The organism is Enterobacter cloacae complex sp. HYC074_NIDB, from assembly GCF_056673345.1.
Genome location: NZ_CP114214.1, coordinates 4,215,524 through 4,230,553 on the forward strand (window position 1 = coordinate 4,215,524; position 15,030 = coordinate 4,230,553).

Below are 15,030 nucleotides of genomic sequence, written 5' to 3' on the forward strand. Positions count from 1 at the left end.
ACGGAAACGCATTATGTCGCAAATAGAATTGCAGCCGGGTTTTGACTTTCAGAAAGCAGGCAAAGACGTTCTGGAGATTGAACGTGAAGGTCTGGCGCAGTTAGATCAGTACATTAATCAGGATTTTAGTCTGGCCTGTGAGAAGATGTTCTACTGCGCCGGTAAAGTCGTGGTGATGGGGATGGGCAAATCCGGCCATATCGGGCGCAAAATGGCGGCGACCTTTGCCAGTACCGGCACGTCGTCATTCTTCGTTCATCCCGGTGAAGCCGCGCACGGTGACCTCGGCATGGTTACGCCGCAGGACGTGGTTATTGCGCTGTCCAACTCCGGGGAATCGAATGAAATCCTGGCGTTGATCCCGGTGCTGAAGCGTCTGCACGTACCGCTGATTTGCATGACCAGCCGCCCGGAAAGCAGCATGGCGCGCGCGGCGGATATTCACCTGTGCGTGAAGGTGCCTAAAGAAGCCTGCCCGCTGGGGCTGGCGCCGACCTCCAGCACAACCGCCGCGCTGGTGATGGGCGATGCCCTTGCCGTTGCGCTGCTGGAAGCCCGCGGTTTTACGCCAGAAGATTTCGCCCTGTCTCACCCCGGCGGCGCGCTCGGGCGCAAACTGCTGCTGCGGGTTAACGATATTATGCACACCGGGGATGAGATCCCGCACGTCAGCAAAGAGGCCTCTTTGCGCGACGCGTTACTGGAGATCACCCGTAAAAACCTGGGCATGACGGTTATCTGCGACGATCTGATGAAGATTCAGGGCATTTTCACCGACGGCGACCTGCGCCGGGTATTCGATATGGGTGTGGATGTCCGAACGCTGGGCATCGCTGATGTAATGACACCAGGAGGGATCCGCGTCCGTCCGGGTACGCTGGCGGTAGATGTACTGAACCTGATGCAGTCCCGTCATATTACCTCAGTGATGGTTGCCGATGGCGACCAACTGCTGGGTGTGGTACATATGCATGATCTGCTGCGCGCTGGCGTAGTGTAATGAAGGATAAGACAATGAGTAATGCGGGTGCATCCCTTGCAACCTGTTATGGCCCGGTGAGCGCCCACATGATGTCAAAGGCGGAAAATATCCGCCTGCTGATCCTCGATGTGGATGGTGTGCTCTCCGACGGTCTGATTTATATGGGCAATAACGGCGAAGAGCTGAAAGCCTTTAACGTTCGCGACGGTTACGGTATCCGCTGTGCGCTCACGTCCGGTATTGAAGTTGCAATCATCACCGGGCGGAAAGCTAAACTGGTAGAAGATCGGTGTGAAACGCTGGGCATTACGCATCTCTATCAGGGACAGTCTGATAAGATGGTAGCCTTCCGGGATTTGCTGGGAAAACTGGCCATTGCGCCAGAGAATGTGGCATACGTCGGGGATGATTTGATCGACTGGCCAGTCATGGCGGAGGTGGGTCTGAGCATCGCCGTGGCTGACGCGCACCCGCTGCTGATCCCGCGTGCTGATTACGTTACCCATATTCACGGTGGCCGTGGCGCCGTCCGTGAAGTCTGCGATCTGCTTCTGCTGGCGCAGGGCAAGCTTGATGAGGCGAAAGGGCAATCGATATGAGTAAAACCAGACGTTGGGTTATCATTCTGCTTGCGCTTGTCGCCCTGATACTGATTGGCGTAAATCTCGCTGACCGCGATGATACGCAAGCGGAAGTGGTTAACACGAGCGACCCGACCTATAAAAGCGATCACAGCGACACCGTGGTCTATAGCCCGGAAGGTGCGCTGAACTATCGCCTCGTTGCTCAGCATGTAGAATATTTTTCAGATGACGGCACCTCGTGGTTTACCCAGCCGGTCCTGACCACCTTTGATACGGACAAAGTGCCGACGTGGTCAATCAAGTCTGACCGGGCAAAACTGACAAATGACCGTATGCTTTACCTGTATGGTCACGTTGAAGTCAACGCCCTGACCGCTGACGCGCAACTGCGAAAAATTACGACGGATAACGCCCAGATCAACCTGGTCACCCAGGATGTCACGTCGCAGGATTTAGTCACCCTGTATGGCACAACATTTAATTCCAGCGGTTTAAGAATGCGCGGGAACTTACGCAGCAAAAACGCCGAGCTGATTGAAAAGGTTAGAACCTCCTATGAAATTCAAAACAAACAAACTCAGCCTTAAAGTTGTTATCGCCAGCGCGCTGCTGGCGGCCAGTCTTCCCGCGCTTGCTGTGACTGGCGACACCGAACAGCCGATTCATATTGAATCCGATACCCAGTCTCTGGATATGCAGGGTAACGTCGTCACCTTTACCGGCAACGTCGTTGTGACCCAGGGCACCATCAAAATCAACGCCGACAAAGTGGTCGTTACCCGTCCGGGCGGTGAGCAGGGGAAAGAGATTATCGATGGTTATGGCAACCCGGCCACCTTCTACCAGATGCAGGACAACGGCAAGCCGGTGAAAGGCCATGCCTCGCATATGCACTATGAACTGGCGAAGGATCTGGTCATCCTGACCGGTAATGCTTACCTGGAACAGCTGGACAGCAATATCAAAGGCGACAAGATCACTTATCTGGTGAAAGAGCAGAAAATGCAGGCCTCCAGCGAAAAAGGCAAACGCGTCACGACCGTGCTTGTGCCTTCGCAGTTGCAGGACAAGAACAACGGTCAGGCTCCGGCAAAGAAAAAGAGTAACTAATTCGTTATGGCAACTTTAACTGCAAAAAACCTCGCGAAAGCGTATAAGGGCCGCCGCGTCGTCGAAGATGTCAGTCTGACCGTCAACTCCGGCGAAATCGTGGGTTTGCTTGGCCCTAACGGCGCGGGTAAAACTACGACCTTCTACATGGTAGTGGGCATCGTCCCACGTGACGCCGGCAACATCATTATCGATGATGAAGATATCAGCCTGCTGCCGCTGCATGCCCGCGCGCGTCGTGGCATCGGCTATCTGCCGCAGGAAGCGTCTATCTTCCGCCGCTTAAGCGTGTTCGACAACCTGATGGCCGTGCTCCAGATCCGTGACGATCTGACCAGCGAGCAGCGCACTGACCGTGCGAACGAGCTGATGGAAGAGTTTCATATTGAACACCTTCGCGACAGCCTCGGTCAGGCGCTGTCCGGTGGTGAACGCCGCCGCGTTGAGATTGCGCGCGCGCTGGCAGCAAACCCGAAATTTATCCTGCTGGATGAACCGTTTGCGGGCGTTGACCCCATCTCCGTTATCGATATCAAACGTATCATTGAACACCTGCGCGACAGCGGGCTTGGCGTACTGATCACGGACCACAACGTTCGTGAAACGCTGGCGGTGTGTGAGCGCGCCTACATAGTGAGCCAGGGCCATCTGATTGCCCACGGTACGCCGCAGCAAATCCTCGAAGATGAGCATGTTAAGCGCGTGTACCTTGGGGAAGACTTCAGACTCTGATAGGGTAGAGGTTAAGTCACGCCGAACCGGAGAAAAACGCTCTGAACATGAAGCAAGGTTTGCAATTACGGCTCAGCCAGCAACTGGCCATGACGCCGCAGCTCCAGCAGGCAATCCGTCTGTTGCAGCTGTCCACGTTAGAACTCCAGCAGGAGCTCCAGCAGGCGCTGGACAGCAATCCGCTGCTGGAGCAGACCGATCTTCATGACGAGGTAGACGCCCAGCAGACGCAGGACACAGAAACGCTCGACTCCGTAGATGCACTCGAACAGAAAGAGATGCCGGACGAACTGCCGCTGGATGCCAGCTGGGATGAAATCTACACCGCGGGTACCCCTTCCGGGACGCGTGCAGACTACCAGGACGATGAACTCCCGGTCTACCAGGGCGAAACTACCCAATCGCTTCAGGACTACCTGATGTGGCAGGTGGAGCTGACGCCTTTCTCCGATACCGATCGCGCCATTGCCACCTCGATTGTCGATGCCGTTGACGACACGGGCTATTTGACCGTGACGCTGGACGAGATTCTTGAAAGCATCGGCGATGACGAGATTGAACTGGAAGAGATCGAAGCCGTCCTGAAACGCGTTCAGCGTTTCGACCCGATTGGCGTCGCCGCGAAAGATCTGCGTGACTGCCTTCTGATCCAGCTTTCGCAGTTTGCTAAAGAGACACCGTGGATTGACGAAGCCCGGCTCATCATCAGCGATCATCTGGATCTGCTGGCGAACCACGACTTCCGCACCCTGATGCGCGTCACGCGCCTGAAAGAAGAGGTGCTGAAGGAAGCGGTGAATCTGATCCAGTCGCTCGATCCGCGTCCGGGGCAGTCGATTCAGACCAGCGAACCGGAATATGTCATTCCCGATGTGCTGGTGAGAAAACACAATGGCCGCTGGGTCGTTGAACTGAACGCCGACAGCATTCCTCGCCTGCAAATCAACCAGCAATACGCCTCCATGTGCACCAGCGCCCGTAACGACGCTGATAATCAATACATTCGCAGCAACCTTCAGGAAGCACGCTGGTTGATTAAGAGTCTGGAGAGCCGTAATGACACGCTGCTGCGCGTCAGCCGCTGTATTGTCGAACAGCAGCAGGCATTCTTTGAGCAGGGCGAAGAGTTTATGAAACCGATGGTGCTGGCGGACATAGCCCAGGCCGTCGAGATGCATGAATCAACCATTTCCCGCGTGACCACGCAGAAGTATCTGCACAGCCCACGCGGTATTTTTGAGCTTAAGTATTTCTTCTCCAGCCACGTGAACACCGAAGGCGGCGGCGAAGCCTCGTCGACGGCCATTCGCGCACTGGTGAAGAAGTTGATCGCCGCGGAGAACCCCGCGAAGCCACTCAGTGACAGTAAGTTAACCACCATGCTGTCCGATCAGGGTATTATGGTGGCACGTCGTACTGTCGCGAAGTATCGAGAGTCTTTATCCATTCCGCCGTCTAACCAGCGTAAACAACTGGTTTGACACAACCGATAAGGAAGACACTATGCAGCTCAATATCACCGGACATAACGTCGAGATTACTGAGGCTTTACGCGATTTTGTAAACACTAAGTTTGCGAAACTCGAGCAGTATTTCGAGAGGATCAACCAGGTCTATGTTGTGTTGAAAGTGGAGAAAGTGACGCATATCTCGGATGCGACCCTGCACGTCAACGGAGGGGAACTCCATGCCAGTGCGGAAGGGCAAGACATGTACGCGGCTATCGACGGCTTGATTGATAAGCTTGCGAGACAGCTCAATAAACATAAAGATAAACTGAAACAACACTAATTGTCCGGGCAGTTAACGGGTGCAGGACGGCCTGTTGTGAAACACAACAGGCCATTTGTACAGTTAGCGCTTAGGTGAAATTATGATAAACAACGATTCCGCTCTTCAACTGAGCAATGTCCTTAACCAGGATTGTACCCGCAGTGGCGTTCACTGCCAGAGCAAAAAACGTGCGCTGGAAATCATCAGTGAGCTGGCCGCAAAACAGCTGGGTCTGCCGCCGCAGATCGTGTTTGAAGCCATTCTGACTCGTGAAAAAATGGGCAGTACCGGCATCGGCAATGGCATTGCGATCCCGCATGGCAAGCTGGAAGAAGATACGCTGCGTGCCGTGGGGGTGTTTGTGCAACTGGAAACGCCTATCGCTTTTGACGCCATTGATAACCAGCCTGTGGATCTGCTCTTCGCGCTGCTGGTTCCTGCCGATCAGACCAAGACCCACCTGCACACGCTGTCGCTGGTTGCCAAACGTCTGGCGGATAAAACCATTTGTCGTCGACTGCGCTCAGCCCAAAGTGATGAAGAGCTTTATCAAATTATCACTGAAGCAGAAGGCAATCAGGATGAGGCATAATCGGGAAAGGGCCTTCAGAACGGCTGCCCTGAGGAGAAACGGAACATGGTGCTGATGATCGTCAGCGGTCGTTCGGGGTCCGGGAAGTCCGTGGCCCTGCGCGCGCTGGAAGACATGGGATTTTACTGTGTAGATAACCTGCCGGTAGTGTTGTTACCCGATCTGGCGCGGACGCTGGCGGACAGGCAAATCTCTGCCGCCGTCAGTATTGACGTGCGTAACATGCCGGAATCGCCGGAAATCTTCGAGCAGGCAATGAACAGCCTGCCGGAATGCTTCTCGCCTCAGCTCTTGTTCCTGGACGCTGACCGCAACACGCTGATCCGCCGTTACAGCGATACACGTCGTTTGCATCCGCTCTCCAGTAAAAATCTTTCGCTGGAAAGCGCCATCGATAAAGAGAGCGATCTGCTTGAGCCGCTGCGTTCGCGGGCCGACCTGATTGTCGACACCTCTGAAATGTCCGTCCACGAGCTGGCGGAAATGCTGCGTACGCGCTTACTCGGCAAGCGCGAGCGTGAACTGACGATGGTGTTTGAATCCTTCGGCTTTAAGCACGGCATACCTATCGATGCGGATTACGTTTTTGATGTGCGTTTCCTGCCGAACCCGCACTGGGATCCGAAACTGCGTCCGATGACCGGTCTGGATAAGCCGGTGGCGGCGTTCCTTGACCGACACACAGAAGTACACAATTTTATCTACCAGACGCGAAGCTACCTTGAGCTATGGTTACCTATGCTGGAAACAAACAATCGCAGCTACCTGACGGTGGCGATTGGCTGTACCGGCGGTAAACATCGTTCGGTCTATATTGCCGAACAGCTGGCCGATTACTTCCGCTCACGCGGAAAGAACGTTCAGTCCCGTCATCGCACGCTGGAAAAACGCAAAACATGACCGTAAAACAGACCGTCGAAATCACCAATAAGCTGGGCATGCATGCGCGCCCGGCGATGAAGCTGTTTGAGCTGATGCAGGGTTTTGATGCTGAGGTGCTGCTGCGCAACGACGAGGGAACCGAGGCAGAAGCCAATAGCGTGATCGCCCTGCTGATGCTGGATTCTGCCAAAGGCCGCCAGATTGAAGTTGAAGCCACCGGCCCGCAGGAAGAAGAAGCGCTGGCGGCAGTGATTGCCCTGTTTAACGCCGGGTTTGACGAAGACTAACGTTCGCCATGTCGGCGGGTAGCGCTGCGCTTACCCGCCTTACATAAGATTATTTCGCTCCATAAACCCTTCCCCACCCAACTGACGCATCTGGCGCATAATCCACGCCTGGCGGCTTCGCACGTAGCCTGACGGGGTGCTGGCCTTAAAACGCAGCGGGTTCGGCAGCACGGCGGCAAGGAGTGCCGCTTCGGACATAGTCAACCTGCTGGCGGGCTTGCCAAAATAGCGCTGCGATGCCGCTTCGACGCCAAACACGCCGTCACCAAACTCCGCGATATTCAGGTAGACGGTCAAAATGCGTTTTTTGCTCCACACCGTCTCGACTCCCAGCGTCAGCCCGGCCTCCAGCCCTTTTCTTACCCAGCTGCGACCGTCCCATAAGAACAGATTTTTTACCGTCTGCTGAGAAAGCGTCGACGCGCCGCGGACGCGGTTTTCATGACGTTCATTATGATCCAGCGCCTTCTCAATAGCCGCCACGTCAAAACCCCAGTGCTCCGGGAATTTCTGATCTTCTGCCGCAATGACCGCCAGCCCCATCCACGGGGAGATTTCATCCATGCCGACCCAGTCTGAGTGGGCAACATAGCCAAAATCACCCGAGAGCCAGGCGCTAATCTGCCGCTCTGCCATCACGGCGGAGAACGGGACGGGCAGGATGCTGAACAGCGCAATGCCTCCGCCCCAAAAAACGGCCAGGACCAGCACAATACGCAGCAGGATCCGTTTTAACCACCCGCCAGGGGATAATTTACGACTCATTCGGTAAGAACCAGCACTCTGTCCACCAGCTTTTCAATGCCTGCGGCAGCCTCAGCGATGTTCTGCGCCAGCATATACGCCGGCGTGGTGATGATTTTGTTGTCCTCATCCACCACAATGTCGTCGACCGGGCATGGCACGTGCTCGCCGCCCATATCCTCGATAATTTCAGCGGTATCAATGTCGGTTCCGATCGTGAGCCGCAGCGGGAAATCAAAAATTTTCGGCAGCATGGCTGGCGCAATGCAGATAAAGCCCTGCGGCTTACCTGCTGCATGCATCGCCAGCGATAGCGCTTTCAAATCGGGATCGACATGGCACGCCGGGCCTTCTGTTGCAAACGTGCTCAGGTTTTTTGCCGCGCCAAAGCCGCCCGGCACGATGAGCGCATCAAGTTCAGCGGCATCGGCCTGTGCCAGCGGATGAATATCTCCACGCACAATACGTGCTGCTTCAATCAGCACGTTACGGCTTTCCGCCATTGGCTCGCCGGTAAGATGATTCATTACATCTGCTTGAGTTTTATCCGGCGCGAAGCAGATAACGTCTGCCCCCTGCCGCGATAATGCCAGCAGCGTTAATACGGTTTCGTGTATCTCTGAACCATCGTAAACGCCACATCCGCTCAGCACGACACCCACTTTCTTCATTCTGACGATCCTTCTAAGCAACTCGCTGAAGCACATTAAAAATTCTGATTAAAACGCTATGCTTCACACATTTCACTGATTCATGTAACAAACTGTTTAAGATTTGCTATCTTATCTGCGTGCGGCCTCAATTTTCAGGCGGCGTCCATGCGAAAACAACCCACAAAAATCAGGCGCAGCCACGATTTCCCTGGTGTTGGCGCAGTATTCGCGCACCCCGGTATAGCCGGGGTCATTTTTTTCTGGCATCTACCCAGGCTTTCAGCACTGCCACATCGTTTTGCCACTCCTGTTTCATCTCTTCGACCCAATCACCTACATTATCTTCCCAGGCAGGTAAATCAGGCGACTGAATCTGTTGGCCCAGTTGCTGGAGATGACGTAACCCGACCGATCCTGCCGCGCCTTTGATTTTATGTCCCTCTTCGACGATGCCCTTCTGGTCACGCGCCGTCAGGTTGGATTCGAGCACGTTCAGATAGCCCGGCATCATTTTTTCGAACACGGCCAGGCCATCGGTGATCAGTTTTGGTCCTACCAGATCGATATACTGCTCCAGCATGGCGGTATCCAGTATCGTTTGGGCTTTGGCGCTATCAACAGACGTCATGGTGCTCTCCTCTTCATCACAGGTATCCCAGAACTTCTTGATCATCGCCGTCAGGGCAGGTACCGCCAGCGGCTTGCTGAGCACATCGTCCATTCCGGCCTCGAGGTACTCTTTTTTATCTTTCAGCACGTTTGCGGTCAACGCCACCAGCGGCGGCAGCTCGTCAGGAGCATATTTGCGCGTCAGCTCGCGGGAGATATCCAGTCCGGTCATGTCCGGTAGCTGAATATCGAGCAGCACCAGGTCGTACTCGCCCGGCGTGAACATCTCCAGCGCGGCTTTGCCGGTCATCGCCACATCCACGCTGTTACCGAGTTTTTCCAGTACCGACCGGGCGACAATGACGTTCAGCTCAATATCTTCCACCAGCAGGACGTGCAGGGCTGGCAGCGGCATATCGTCGTTCTCAAACGTATCTTCCACCTCTTCCGCCACGGCAGGCGCGTGGACGGTAAGCGTAAAGGTGGAGCCTTTACCCGGCTGGCTGGCAACGGTGATATCCCCGCCCATACTTTTCGCCAGACGTTTCGACACCGCCAGTCCAATGCCCGTACCGGTCGCCGGTTTACCGCCGTGGCTGTCTTTAACCTGATAATACATGGCGAAGATCTTATCCTGCTCTTCCTGAGGAATGCCGATACCCGAGTCCTCAACTTCAAAGTGCAGCATGTCGCCTTCGTCATAGCGAATGCGCACCGCAACCTGCCCCTTCTGGGTAAACTTCACGGCATTGCTGATGAGGTTCCACAGGATCTGCCGCAGCCGCGTGCCGTCCGTCACCACTTTATGCGGCAGCGGCAGCGTCGGCTCCATCACAAAGCTCAACCCTTTTTGCTGGGCCTGCAAACCTGACAGGTTCTCCAGGTCCGCAAGGAAGCCTGTAAAATCAACCGGCTGGTTGTCGAGCTGAACTTTACGGCGCTCCATCTTATCCATGTCGATAATATCATTGAAGATATTGCCCAGCGTGACCGCCGAGACGTGGATCGTTTTGAGGTATTTTTCCTGCTCGCTGGTCAGCTCGGTATCCAGCAGAATGCGGCTCAGCCCCACAATGCCATTCAGCGGGGTGCGCAGTTCATGGCTGATGGTGGAGATGAAGGTTGTTTTATCCCGGCTGGCGCGCTCCAGCGCATCCTGATAGCGCTTACGCTCAGTGATATCACGGCCAAAGCCCATCAGACCATGACGTTTACCCACCCGGTCGTAATAAGGTACTTTGCGGATCTCAAAGCAGGCTTTGCGCCCGTCGGGGTAGTCCAGCCACTGCTCATAGGTCAGCGAAACGTTATGGCGGAAGACCTTTTCATCCGTCTCCATCACTTTTGCTGCCGCCTCTTCGGAATAGACATCCTGAGGTTTCAGGTGTATCAGCTGTTTTTCGCTTTTCCCGGTCAACAGTTCCATGGCCCGGTTACAGCCGGAGAACTCTTTATCTTCATTACGGTAGAACACCAGATCCGGCGACGCATCGAGGAACGAGCGCAGGAAAGAGGATTGCTGTTCAAGCTGGATCTGCGTGACTTCGCGCTCTTTCATCTCAATTTTCAGCTGCTCAAGCGTGGTCTGACGCTCGGCTTCCGCCTTCTCACGGTCTGAAATTTCCTGATTCAGCTGGGCAATGTTGTCCTTGAGCTGAACGTTGAGTTTAAGATCGCGCTCGCGCATCTCTTCCAGCTTATCCACCAGTTTCGATAAACGCTGTCGGGACTCTTCCAGCTGCTCAACCACCACGGAGAGGAAATAGACCGCCCATGGGGTGATCAGCAGGCCAAAGAAAATAGAGCGGATCACGTCGATGCTCTCGACCTGTCCATGCAGAACCATGGTCACGGCCATTTGCACGACAATGGCCAGAACGACCAGCGCCAGCGCCAGCAGCATGGAAAAACGCACCAGCCCGAGCTTCATCATCAGGTCGACGTAGTACTGGGCCAGCATTCGAATTTGCTTCATAGAGGATCCCTTCACGACTTTATCGCTCAATAATACTCAAATTCACGGCGAGGCGTTGAAGGTTGTGAGAAAAAGTGCGGGGTGAAACAGGAGATTAGCCTCGCCCCCCGGGCTAGCGGGAGCGAGGAAGACCTTTTATCAGGAGCGTTTTAGCAGCATCCAGAGGCTGATCAGGAAGAAACTGGCGCTCGGCAACAGCGCGCCGATAATTGGCGGAATGCCATACACCAGTGTCAGTGGACCGAAAATCTGATCGAGGACGTAGAACACGAAACCAAAGCTGATACCAGTTACCACGCGAACCCCCATCGGCACGCTACGCAGCGGTCCAAAGATGAACGACAGCGCCATTAGCATCATCACCGCCACGGACAGTGGCTGGAAGATTTTGCTCCACATGTTGAGCTGGTAACGCCCCGCATCCTGTCCGCTCGATTTCAGATACTTCACGTAGTTATGCAGACCGCTGATGGAGAGCGCATCGGGATCGAGCGCTACCACGCCAAGCTTGTCCGGCGTCAGGTTGGTTTTCCAGGTACCGCTTACGGTCTGCGAACCGGTGATCTGTTTCGGGTTCGTCAGGTCAGATTCATCAACCTGGGATAACCGCCACAGCTTGTTGTTCGCATCAAATTTAGCGGAGGCGGCATAACGCACCGACTGCAAACGACGATCGTTGTTGAAGGCGTAGATGCTCACGCCGCCCAGTTCATCGTCCCCTTTCACGCGTTCGATATAGACGAAGTTCTGACCATCTTTCGCCCATAACCCCTGCTGCGTGGAGAGCAGCGAACCACCGTACATAGCCTGAGCACGGTAGTTACGCGCCATCTGTTCGCCCTGCGGCGCGACCCATTCGCCAATCGCCATGGTCAACAGCACCAGCGGGATCGCGGTTTTCATTACCGACAGCGCAACCTGCATACGGGTAAAGCCAGATGCCTGCATCACCACCAGCTCGCTACGCTGAGCCAGCATCCCCAGGCCCAGCAACGCCCCCAGCAGGGCCGCCATCGGGAAGAAGATCTGCACATCTTTTGGTACGCTGAGCAGGGTGTACATCCCGGCACCCAACGCGTCGTAACTCCCCTGCCCGGCTTTTTTCAGCTGGTCGACAAATTTGATAATGCCCGAGAGCGACACCAGCATGAACAGGGTCATCATGATGGTGGTGAAAATCGTTTTACCGATATAGCGGTCAAGTACGCCAAACGCCTGCATTAGATGGCTCCTTTACGCGTAAACCGGGCACGAAGACGACGCACAGGCACCGTGTCCCACAAGTTGAGTCCGACTGCCAGCAGCAGATACAAACCATTCACGACCCAGGTCCAGATCATCGGGTCAATTTTTCCTTTCCCGCCGTTAGACTTGATTGAGGTTTGCAGCAGGAAGAACACCAGATACAGCAGCATCGCTGGCAGCATCGACAGCACGCGGCCCTGGCGCGGGTTCACCACACTCAGCGGAACCACCATCAGCGCCATCATAAATACGGTGAATACCAGCGTGATACGCCAGTGCAGTTCAGCACGCGCACGATCGGTATCGGTATTCATTAAGGTGCGCATATCCATCTGCTCAGTATCCGTTGGATCGAGCGCGACGGCCTGATGACCAATGATGGCCTGGTAGTTCTGGAAATCGGTAATACGGAAGTCGCGCAGCATAGCCGTGCCTTCGAAACGTGTTCCTTTGTTCAGCGTGACAACCTGAGAGCCGTCTTTACGCTGAGACAGCTGACCGGAGTCCGCCACCACCACAGAAGGCCGAGCGTTACCTTTCGGGCGCAGTTGAGCAAGAAACACGTCATTGAAGCGGTTGCCATCGACGCTTTCGATAAACAGCACGGAGTTACCGTCTGTCGCCTGCTGGAACTGCCCCTGCGCCAGCGCCGCCAGCCCCGGGTTAGCTTTTGCTTCCGCCAGCACCTCATCCTGATGACGAGAGGAGGTCGGCCCCGCCCACATGACGTTAACCGCGGCAACAATGCCCGTAAACAGCGCCAGCACCATGGCTGCTTTTACCAGTACGGCTTTACTGAGGCCGCAGGCATGCATCACGGTGATTTCACTTTCGGTATAGAGCTTACCCAGGGTCATCAGCAGACCAAGGAACAGGCTTAACGGCAGGATAAGCTGCGCCATTTCCGGCACGCCAAGCCCGAGCAGGGAAAGCACCAGATTCGTTGGGATTTCGCCATCAACCGCCGCGCCGAGGATCCTGACCAGCTTCTGACAGAAAAAGATCAGAAGGAGGATAAAGAGGATCGCCAGTTGGCTCTTCAGCGTCTCCCGAACCAGATATCTTATGATTATCACTTTAAATACGCCCGTTAAAACTCGTCTTATGCAGGAATTTAGCTTGTTTCATGGCTTAAACGTCATTTATTCTCTTGAGTCGTCGAAATCATCGCTAAGATTAAAAAACCCGGCGGATTCGCGCTTCATGACATTTATTGACGTGTCGAAACCGTAGTAACGTAAGATTAACACGAAGTCACCACAACGGCGGACATGAGTTACGAAAGGTTTCAATTCTATCCGTAGCCGCCGCCGTTGTCTTTAAGATTCAGGAGCGTAGTGCATGGAGTTCAGTGTAAAAAGCGGTAGCCCGGAGAAACAGCGGAGTGCCTGCATCGTTGTGGGCGTCTTTGAACCACGCCGACTCTCCCCGATCGCCGAGCAACTCGATAAAATCAGCGACGGCTATATCAGCGCCCTGCTGCGCCGTGGCGAACTGGAAGGCAAACCAGGGCAGACCTTGTTGCTGCACCATGTTCCGAACGTCCTGTCCGAGCGTATTCTGCTGATTGGCTGTGGTAAAGAACGTGAGCTTGATGAGCGCCAGTACAAGCAGGTTATTCAGAAAACCATTAATACACTGAATGATACTGGTTCGATGGAAGCCGTCTGCTTCCTGACGGAGCTGCACGTTAAGGGCCGCAACACGTACTGGAAGGTGCGCCAGGCCGTCGAAACCGCAAAAGAGAGCCTCTACAGCTTTGATCAGCTGAAGACCACCAAAAGCGAGCCGCGTCGCCCGCTGCGTAAAATGGTCTTTAACGTGCCAACCCGTCGCGAGCTGACCAGCGGCGAGCGCGCCATTCAGCACGGTCTGGCCATTGCCGCCGGTATCAAAGCGGCAAAAGATCTTGGCAATATGCCGCCAAACATCTGTAACGCCGCGTACCTGGCGTCTCAGGCGCGCCAGCTGGCTGACGCCTACAGCAAGAACGTTATCACCCGCGTTATCGGCGAACAGCAGATGAAAGAGCTGGGGATGCACTCTTATCTGGCGGTCGGTAACGGCTCCCAGAACGAATCCCTGATGTCAGTCATTGAGTACAAGGGCAATCCGTCTGAAGATGCGCGTCCGATCGTGCTCGTCGGTAAAGGGCTGACCTTCGACTCAGGCGGTATCTCCATCAAGCCTTCAGAAGGCATGGATGAGATGAAGTACGACATGTGCGGCGCGGCGGCGGTTTACGGCGTCATGCGCATGGTCGCGGAACTTCAGTTGCCCATCAACGTGATCGGCGTGCTGGCGGGCTGCGAAAACATGCCTGGCGGCCGCGCTTATCGTCCTGGTGATGTGCTGACCACCATGTCCGGCCAGACCGTTGAGGTGCTGAACACCGACGCCGAAGGTCGTCTGGTACTGTGCGACGTGCTGACCTACGTTGAGCGTTTCGAACCTGAAGCGGTGATTGACGTGGCTACACTGACCGGCGCCTGCGTGATTGCGCTGGGGCATCACATCACCGGCCTGATGTCGAACCACAACCCGCTGGCGCATGAGCTGATCGGCGCGTCCGAACAGGCCGGCGACCGCGCGTGGCGTCTGCCGCTGGGGGACGAGTTCCAGGAACAGCTGGAGTCTAACTTCGCAGACATGGCAAACATCGGCGGTCGTCCTGGCGGGGCGATTACCGCGGGCTGCTTCCTGGCGCGCTTTACCCGCAAGTACAACTGGGCGCACCTGGACATCGCGGGGACCGCATGGCGCTCCGGTAAAGCCAAAGGCGCGACCGGACGTCCGGTGGCGCTGCTGTCGCAGTTCCTGCTCAATCGTGCGGGTTTTAACGGCGACGAGTAATGATAAACG

At 55.2% G+C, this 15,030-nt stretch carries 16 protein-coding genes; 11 read left to right on the forward strand and 5 right to left on the reverse strand.

From position 1 onward, the window contains the following. The first annotated feature begins 13 nt into the window (after nucleotides 1–13). The 10 genes from kdsD to npr all read left to right on the forward strand — a co-directional run bounded on the left by kdsD (nucleotide 14) and on the right by npr (nucleotide 6,942). Nucleotides 14–1,000, forward strand: coding sequence for an arabinose-5-phosphate isomerase KdsD (gene kdsD / locus O1724_RS20500; RefSeq protein WP_003861853.1), 987 nt, complete (start codon nucleotides 14–16; stop codon nucleotides 998–1,000). Nucleotides 1,001–1,014: 14 nt separating this feature from the next. Continuing rightward, a complete protein-coding gene (kdsC, locus tag O1724_RS20505; RefSeq protein WP_003861856.1) occupies nucleotides 1,015–1,581 on the forward strand; it encodes a 3-deoxy-manno-octulosonate-8-phosphatase KdsC in 567 nt (188 codons plus the stop codon). Beyond that, nucleotides 1,578–2,153: an LPS export ABC transporter periplasmic protein LptC gene (gene lptC / locus O1724_RS20510; protein WP_003861858.1), complete on the forward strand. Its 576-nt coding sequence runs from the start codon at nucleotides 1,578–1,580 to the stop codon at nucleotides 2,151–2,153. Before kdsC ends, lptC begins: the two co-directional genes overlap by 4 nt. Continuing rightward, complete coding sequence (gene lptA, locus O1724_RS20515; RefSeq protein ID WP_003861860.1) at nucleotides 2,122–2,676, forward strand: lipopolysaccharide ABC transporter substrate-binding protein LptA; 555 nt, start codon at nucleotides 2,122–2,124, stop codon at nucleotides 2,674–2,676. Before lptC ends, lptA begins: the two co-directional genes overlap by 32 nt. Before the next feature lie 6 nt (nucleotides 2,677–2,682). Further along, on the forward strand, nucleotides 2,683–3,408 hold the full coding sequence (lptB, locus tag O1724_RS20520) for an LPS export ABC transporter ATP-binding protein (protein WP_003861862.1): 726 nt from the start codon (nucleotides 2,683–2,685) through the stop codon (nucleotides 3,406–3,408). A gap of 47 nt (nucleotides 3,409–3,455) precedes the next feature. Continuing rightward, nucleotides 3,456–4,889, forward strand: a complete 1,434-nt coding sequence (rpoN, locus tag O1724_RS20525) for an RNA polymerase factor sigma-54 (RefSeq protein WP_003861864.1) — start codon at nucleotides 3,456–3,458, stop codon at nucleotides 4,887–4,889. Nucleotides 4,890–4,911: 22 nt separating this feature from the next. Further along, nucleotides 4,912–5,199, forward strand: coding sequence for a ribosome hibernation promoting factor (hpf, locus tag O1724_RS20530; RefSeq protein ID WP_003861866.1), 288 nt, complete (start codon nucleotides 4,912–4,914; stop codon nucleotides 5,197–5,199). 82 nt (nucleotides 5,200–5,281) lie between these two features. Continuing rightward, nucleotides 5,282–5,773 carry a PTS IIA-like nitrogen regulatory protein PtsN gene (gene ptsN / locus O1724_RS20535; RefSeq protein ID WP_003861869.1) on the forward strand — a complete coding sequence of 164 codons (492 nt, stop codon included), beginning with the start codon at nucleotides 5,282–5,284 and terminating at the stop codon, nucleotides 5,771–5,773. Nucleotides 5,774–5,818: 45 nt separating this feature from the next. Next, nucleotides 5,819–6,673, forward strand: a complete 855-nt coding sequence (gene rapZ / locus O1724_RS20540; protein WP_003861870.1) for an RNase adapter RapZ — start codon at nucleotides 5,819–5,821, stop codon at nucleotides 6,671–6,673. After that, nucleotides 6,670–6,942, forward strand: a complete 273-nt coding sequence (npr, locus tag O1724_RS20545) for a PTS phosphocarrier protein NPr (RefSeq protein WP_003861872.1) — start codon at nucleotides 6,670–6,672, stop codon at nucleotides 6,940–6,942. The genes rapZ and npr overlap by 4 nt, the downstream gene beginning before the upstream one ends. 39 nt (nucleotides 6,943–6,981) lie before the next feature. On the opposite strand, the gene mtgA is transcribed toward npr, so the two are convergent. The 5 genes from mtgA to lptF all read right to left on the reverse strand — a co-directional run bounded on the left by mtgA (nucleotide 6,982) and on the right by lptF (nucleotide 13,244). Then, complete coding sequence (mtgA, locus tag O1724_RS20550) at nucleotides 6,982–7,707, reverse strand: monofunctional biosynthetic peptidoglycan transglycosylase (protein ID WP_003861874.1); 726 nt, start codon at nucleotides 7,705–7,707, stop codon at nucleotides 6,982–6,984. Further along, nucleotides 7,704–8,357 carry an isoprenoid biosynthesis glyoxalase ElbB gene (elbB, locus tag O1724_RS20555; protein ID WP_126297096.1) on the reverse strand — a complete coding sequence of 218 codons (654 nt, stop codon included), beginning with the start codon at nucleotides 8,355–8,357 and terminating at the stop codon, nucleotides 7,704–7,706. The genes mtgA and elbB overlap by 4 nt, the downstream gene beginning before the upstream one ends. Before the next feature lie 232 nt (nucleotides 8,358–8,589). Continuing rightward, on the reverse strand, nucleotides 8,590–10,923 hold the full coding sequence (gene arcB, locus O1724_RS20560) for an aerobic respiration two-component sensor histidine kinase ArcB (protein ID WP_000809803.1): 2,334 nt from the start codon (nucleotides 10,921–10,923) through the stop codon (nucleotides 8,590–8,592). Between the two features lie 138 nt (nucleotides 10,924–11,061). Next, nucleotides 11,062–12,144, reverse strand: a complete 1,083-nt coding sequence (gene lptG / locus O1724_RS20565; protein WP_001147540.1) for an LPS export ABC transporter permease LptG — start codon at nucleotides 12,142–12,144, stop codon at nucleotides 11,062–11,064. Next, a complete protein-coding gene (gene lptF / locus O1724_RS20570) occupies nucleotides 12,144–13,244 on the reverse strand; it encodes an LPS export ABC transporter permease LptF (RefSeq protein ID WP_003861881.1) in 1,101 nt (366 codons plus the stop codon). Before lptF ends, lptG begins: the two co-directional genes overlap by 1 nt. Nucleotides 13,245–13,509: 265 nt before the next feature. Between lptF and pepA the strand changes: the two genes are divergently transcribed. Continuing rightward, nucleotides 13,510–15,021 (forward strand): leucyl aminopeptidase, encoded by a 1,512-nt coding sequence (gene pepA, locus O1724_RS20575; RefSeq protein WP_003861882.1) that lies wholly within the window; start codon nucleotides 13,510–13,512, stop codon nucleotides 15,019–15,021. Nucleotides 15,022–15,030: the final 9 nt, after the last annotated feature.

Coding starts and splice junctions, on each gene's coding strand:
- kdsD (WP_003861853.1), top strand. CDS start 14: ATGTCGCAAATAGAATTGCAGCCGGGTTTTGACTTTCAGAAAGCAGGC.
- kdsC (WP_003861856.1), top strand. CDS start 1,015: ATGAGTAATGCGGGTGCATCCCTTGCAACCTGTTATGGCCCGGTGAGC.
- lptC (WP_003861858.1), top strand. CDS start 1,578: ATGAGTAAAACCAGACGTTGGGTTATCATTCTGCTTGCGCTTGTCGCC.
- lptA (WP_003861860.1), top strand. CDS start 2,122: ATGAAATTCAAAACAAACAAACTCAGCCTTAAAGTTGTTATCGCCAGC.
- lptB (WP_003861862.1), top strand. CDS start 2,683: ATGGCAACTTTAACTGCAAAAAACCTCGCGAAAGCGTATAAGGGCCGC.
- rpoN (WP_003861864.1), top strand. CDS start 3,456: ATGAAGCAAGGTTTGCAATTACGGCTCAGCCAGCAACTGGCCATGACG.
- hpf (WP_003861866.1), top strand. CDS start 4,912: ATGCAGCTCAATATCACCGGACATAACGTCGAGATTACTGAGGCTTTA.
- ptsN (WP_003861869.1), top strand. CDS start 5,282: ATGATAAACAACGATTCCGCTCTTCAACTGAGCAATGTCCTTAACCAG.
- rapZ (WP_003861870.1), top strand. CDS start 5,819: ATGGTGCTGATGATCGTCAGCGGTCGTTCGGGGTCCGGGAAGTCCGTG.
- npr (WP_003861872.1), top strand. CDS start 6,670: ATGACCGTAAAACAGACCGTCGAAATCACCAATAAGCTGGGCATGCAT.
- mtgA (WP_003861874.1), bottom strand. CDS start 7,707: ATGAGTCGTAAATTATCCCCTGGCGGGTGGTTAAAACGGATCCTGCTG.
- elbB (WP_126297096.1), bottom strand. CDS start 8,357: ATGAAGAAAGTGGGTGTCGTGCTGAGCGGATGTGGCGTTTACGATGGT.
- arcB (WP_000809803.1), bottom strand. CDS start 10,923: ATGAAGCAAATTCGAATGCTGGCCCAGTACTACGTCGACCTGATGATG.
- lptG (WP_001147540.1), bottom strand. CDS start 12,144: ATGCAGGCGTTTGGCGTACTTGACCGCTATATCGGTAAAACGATTTTC.
- pepA (WP_003861882.1), top strand. CDS start 13,510: ATGGAGTTCAGTGTAAAAAGCGGTAGCCCGGAGAAACAGCGGAGTGCC.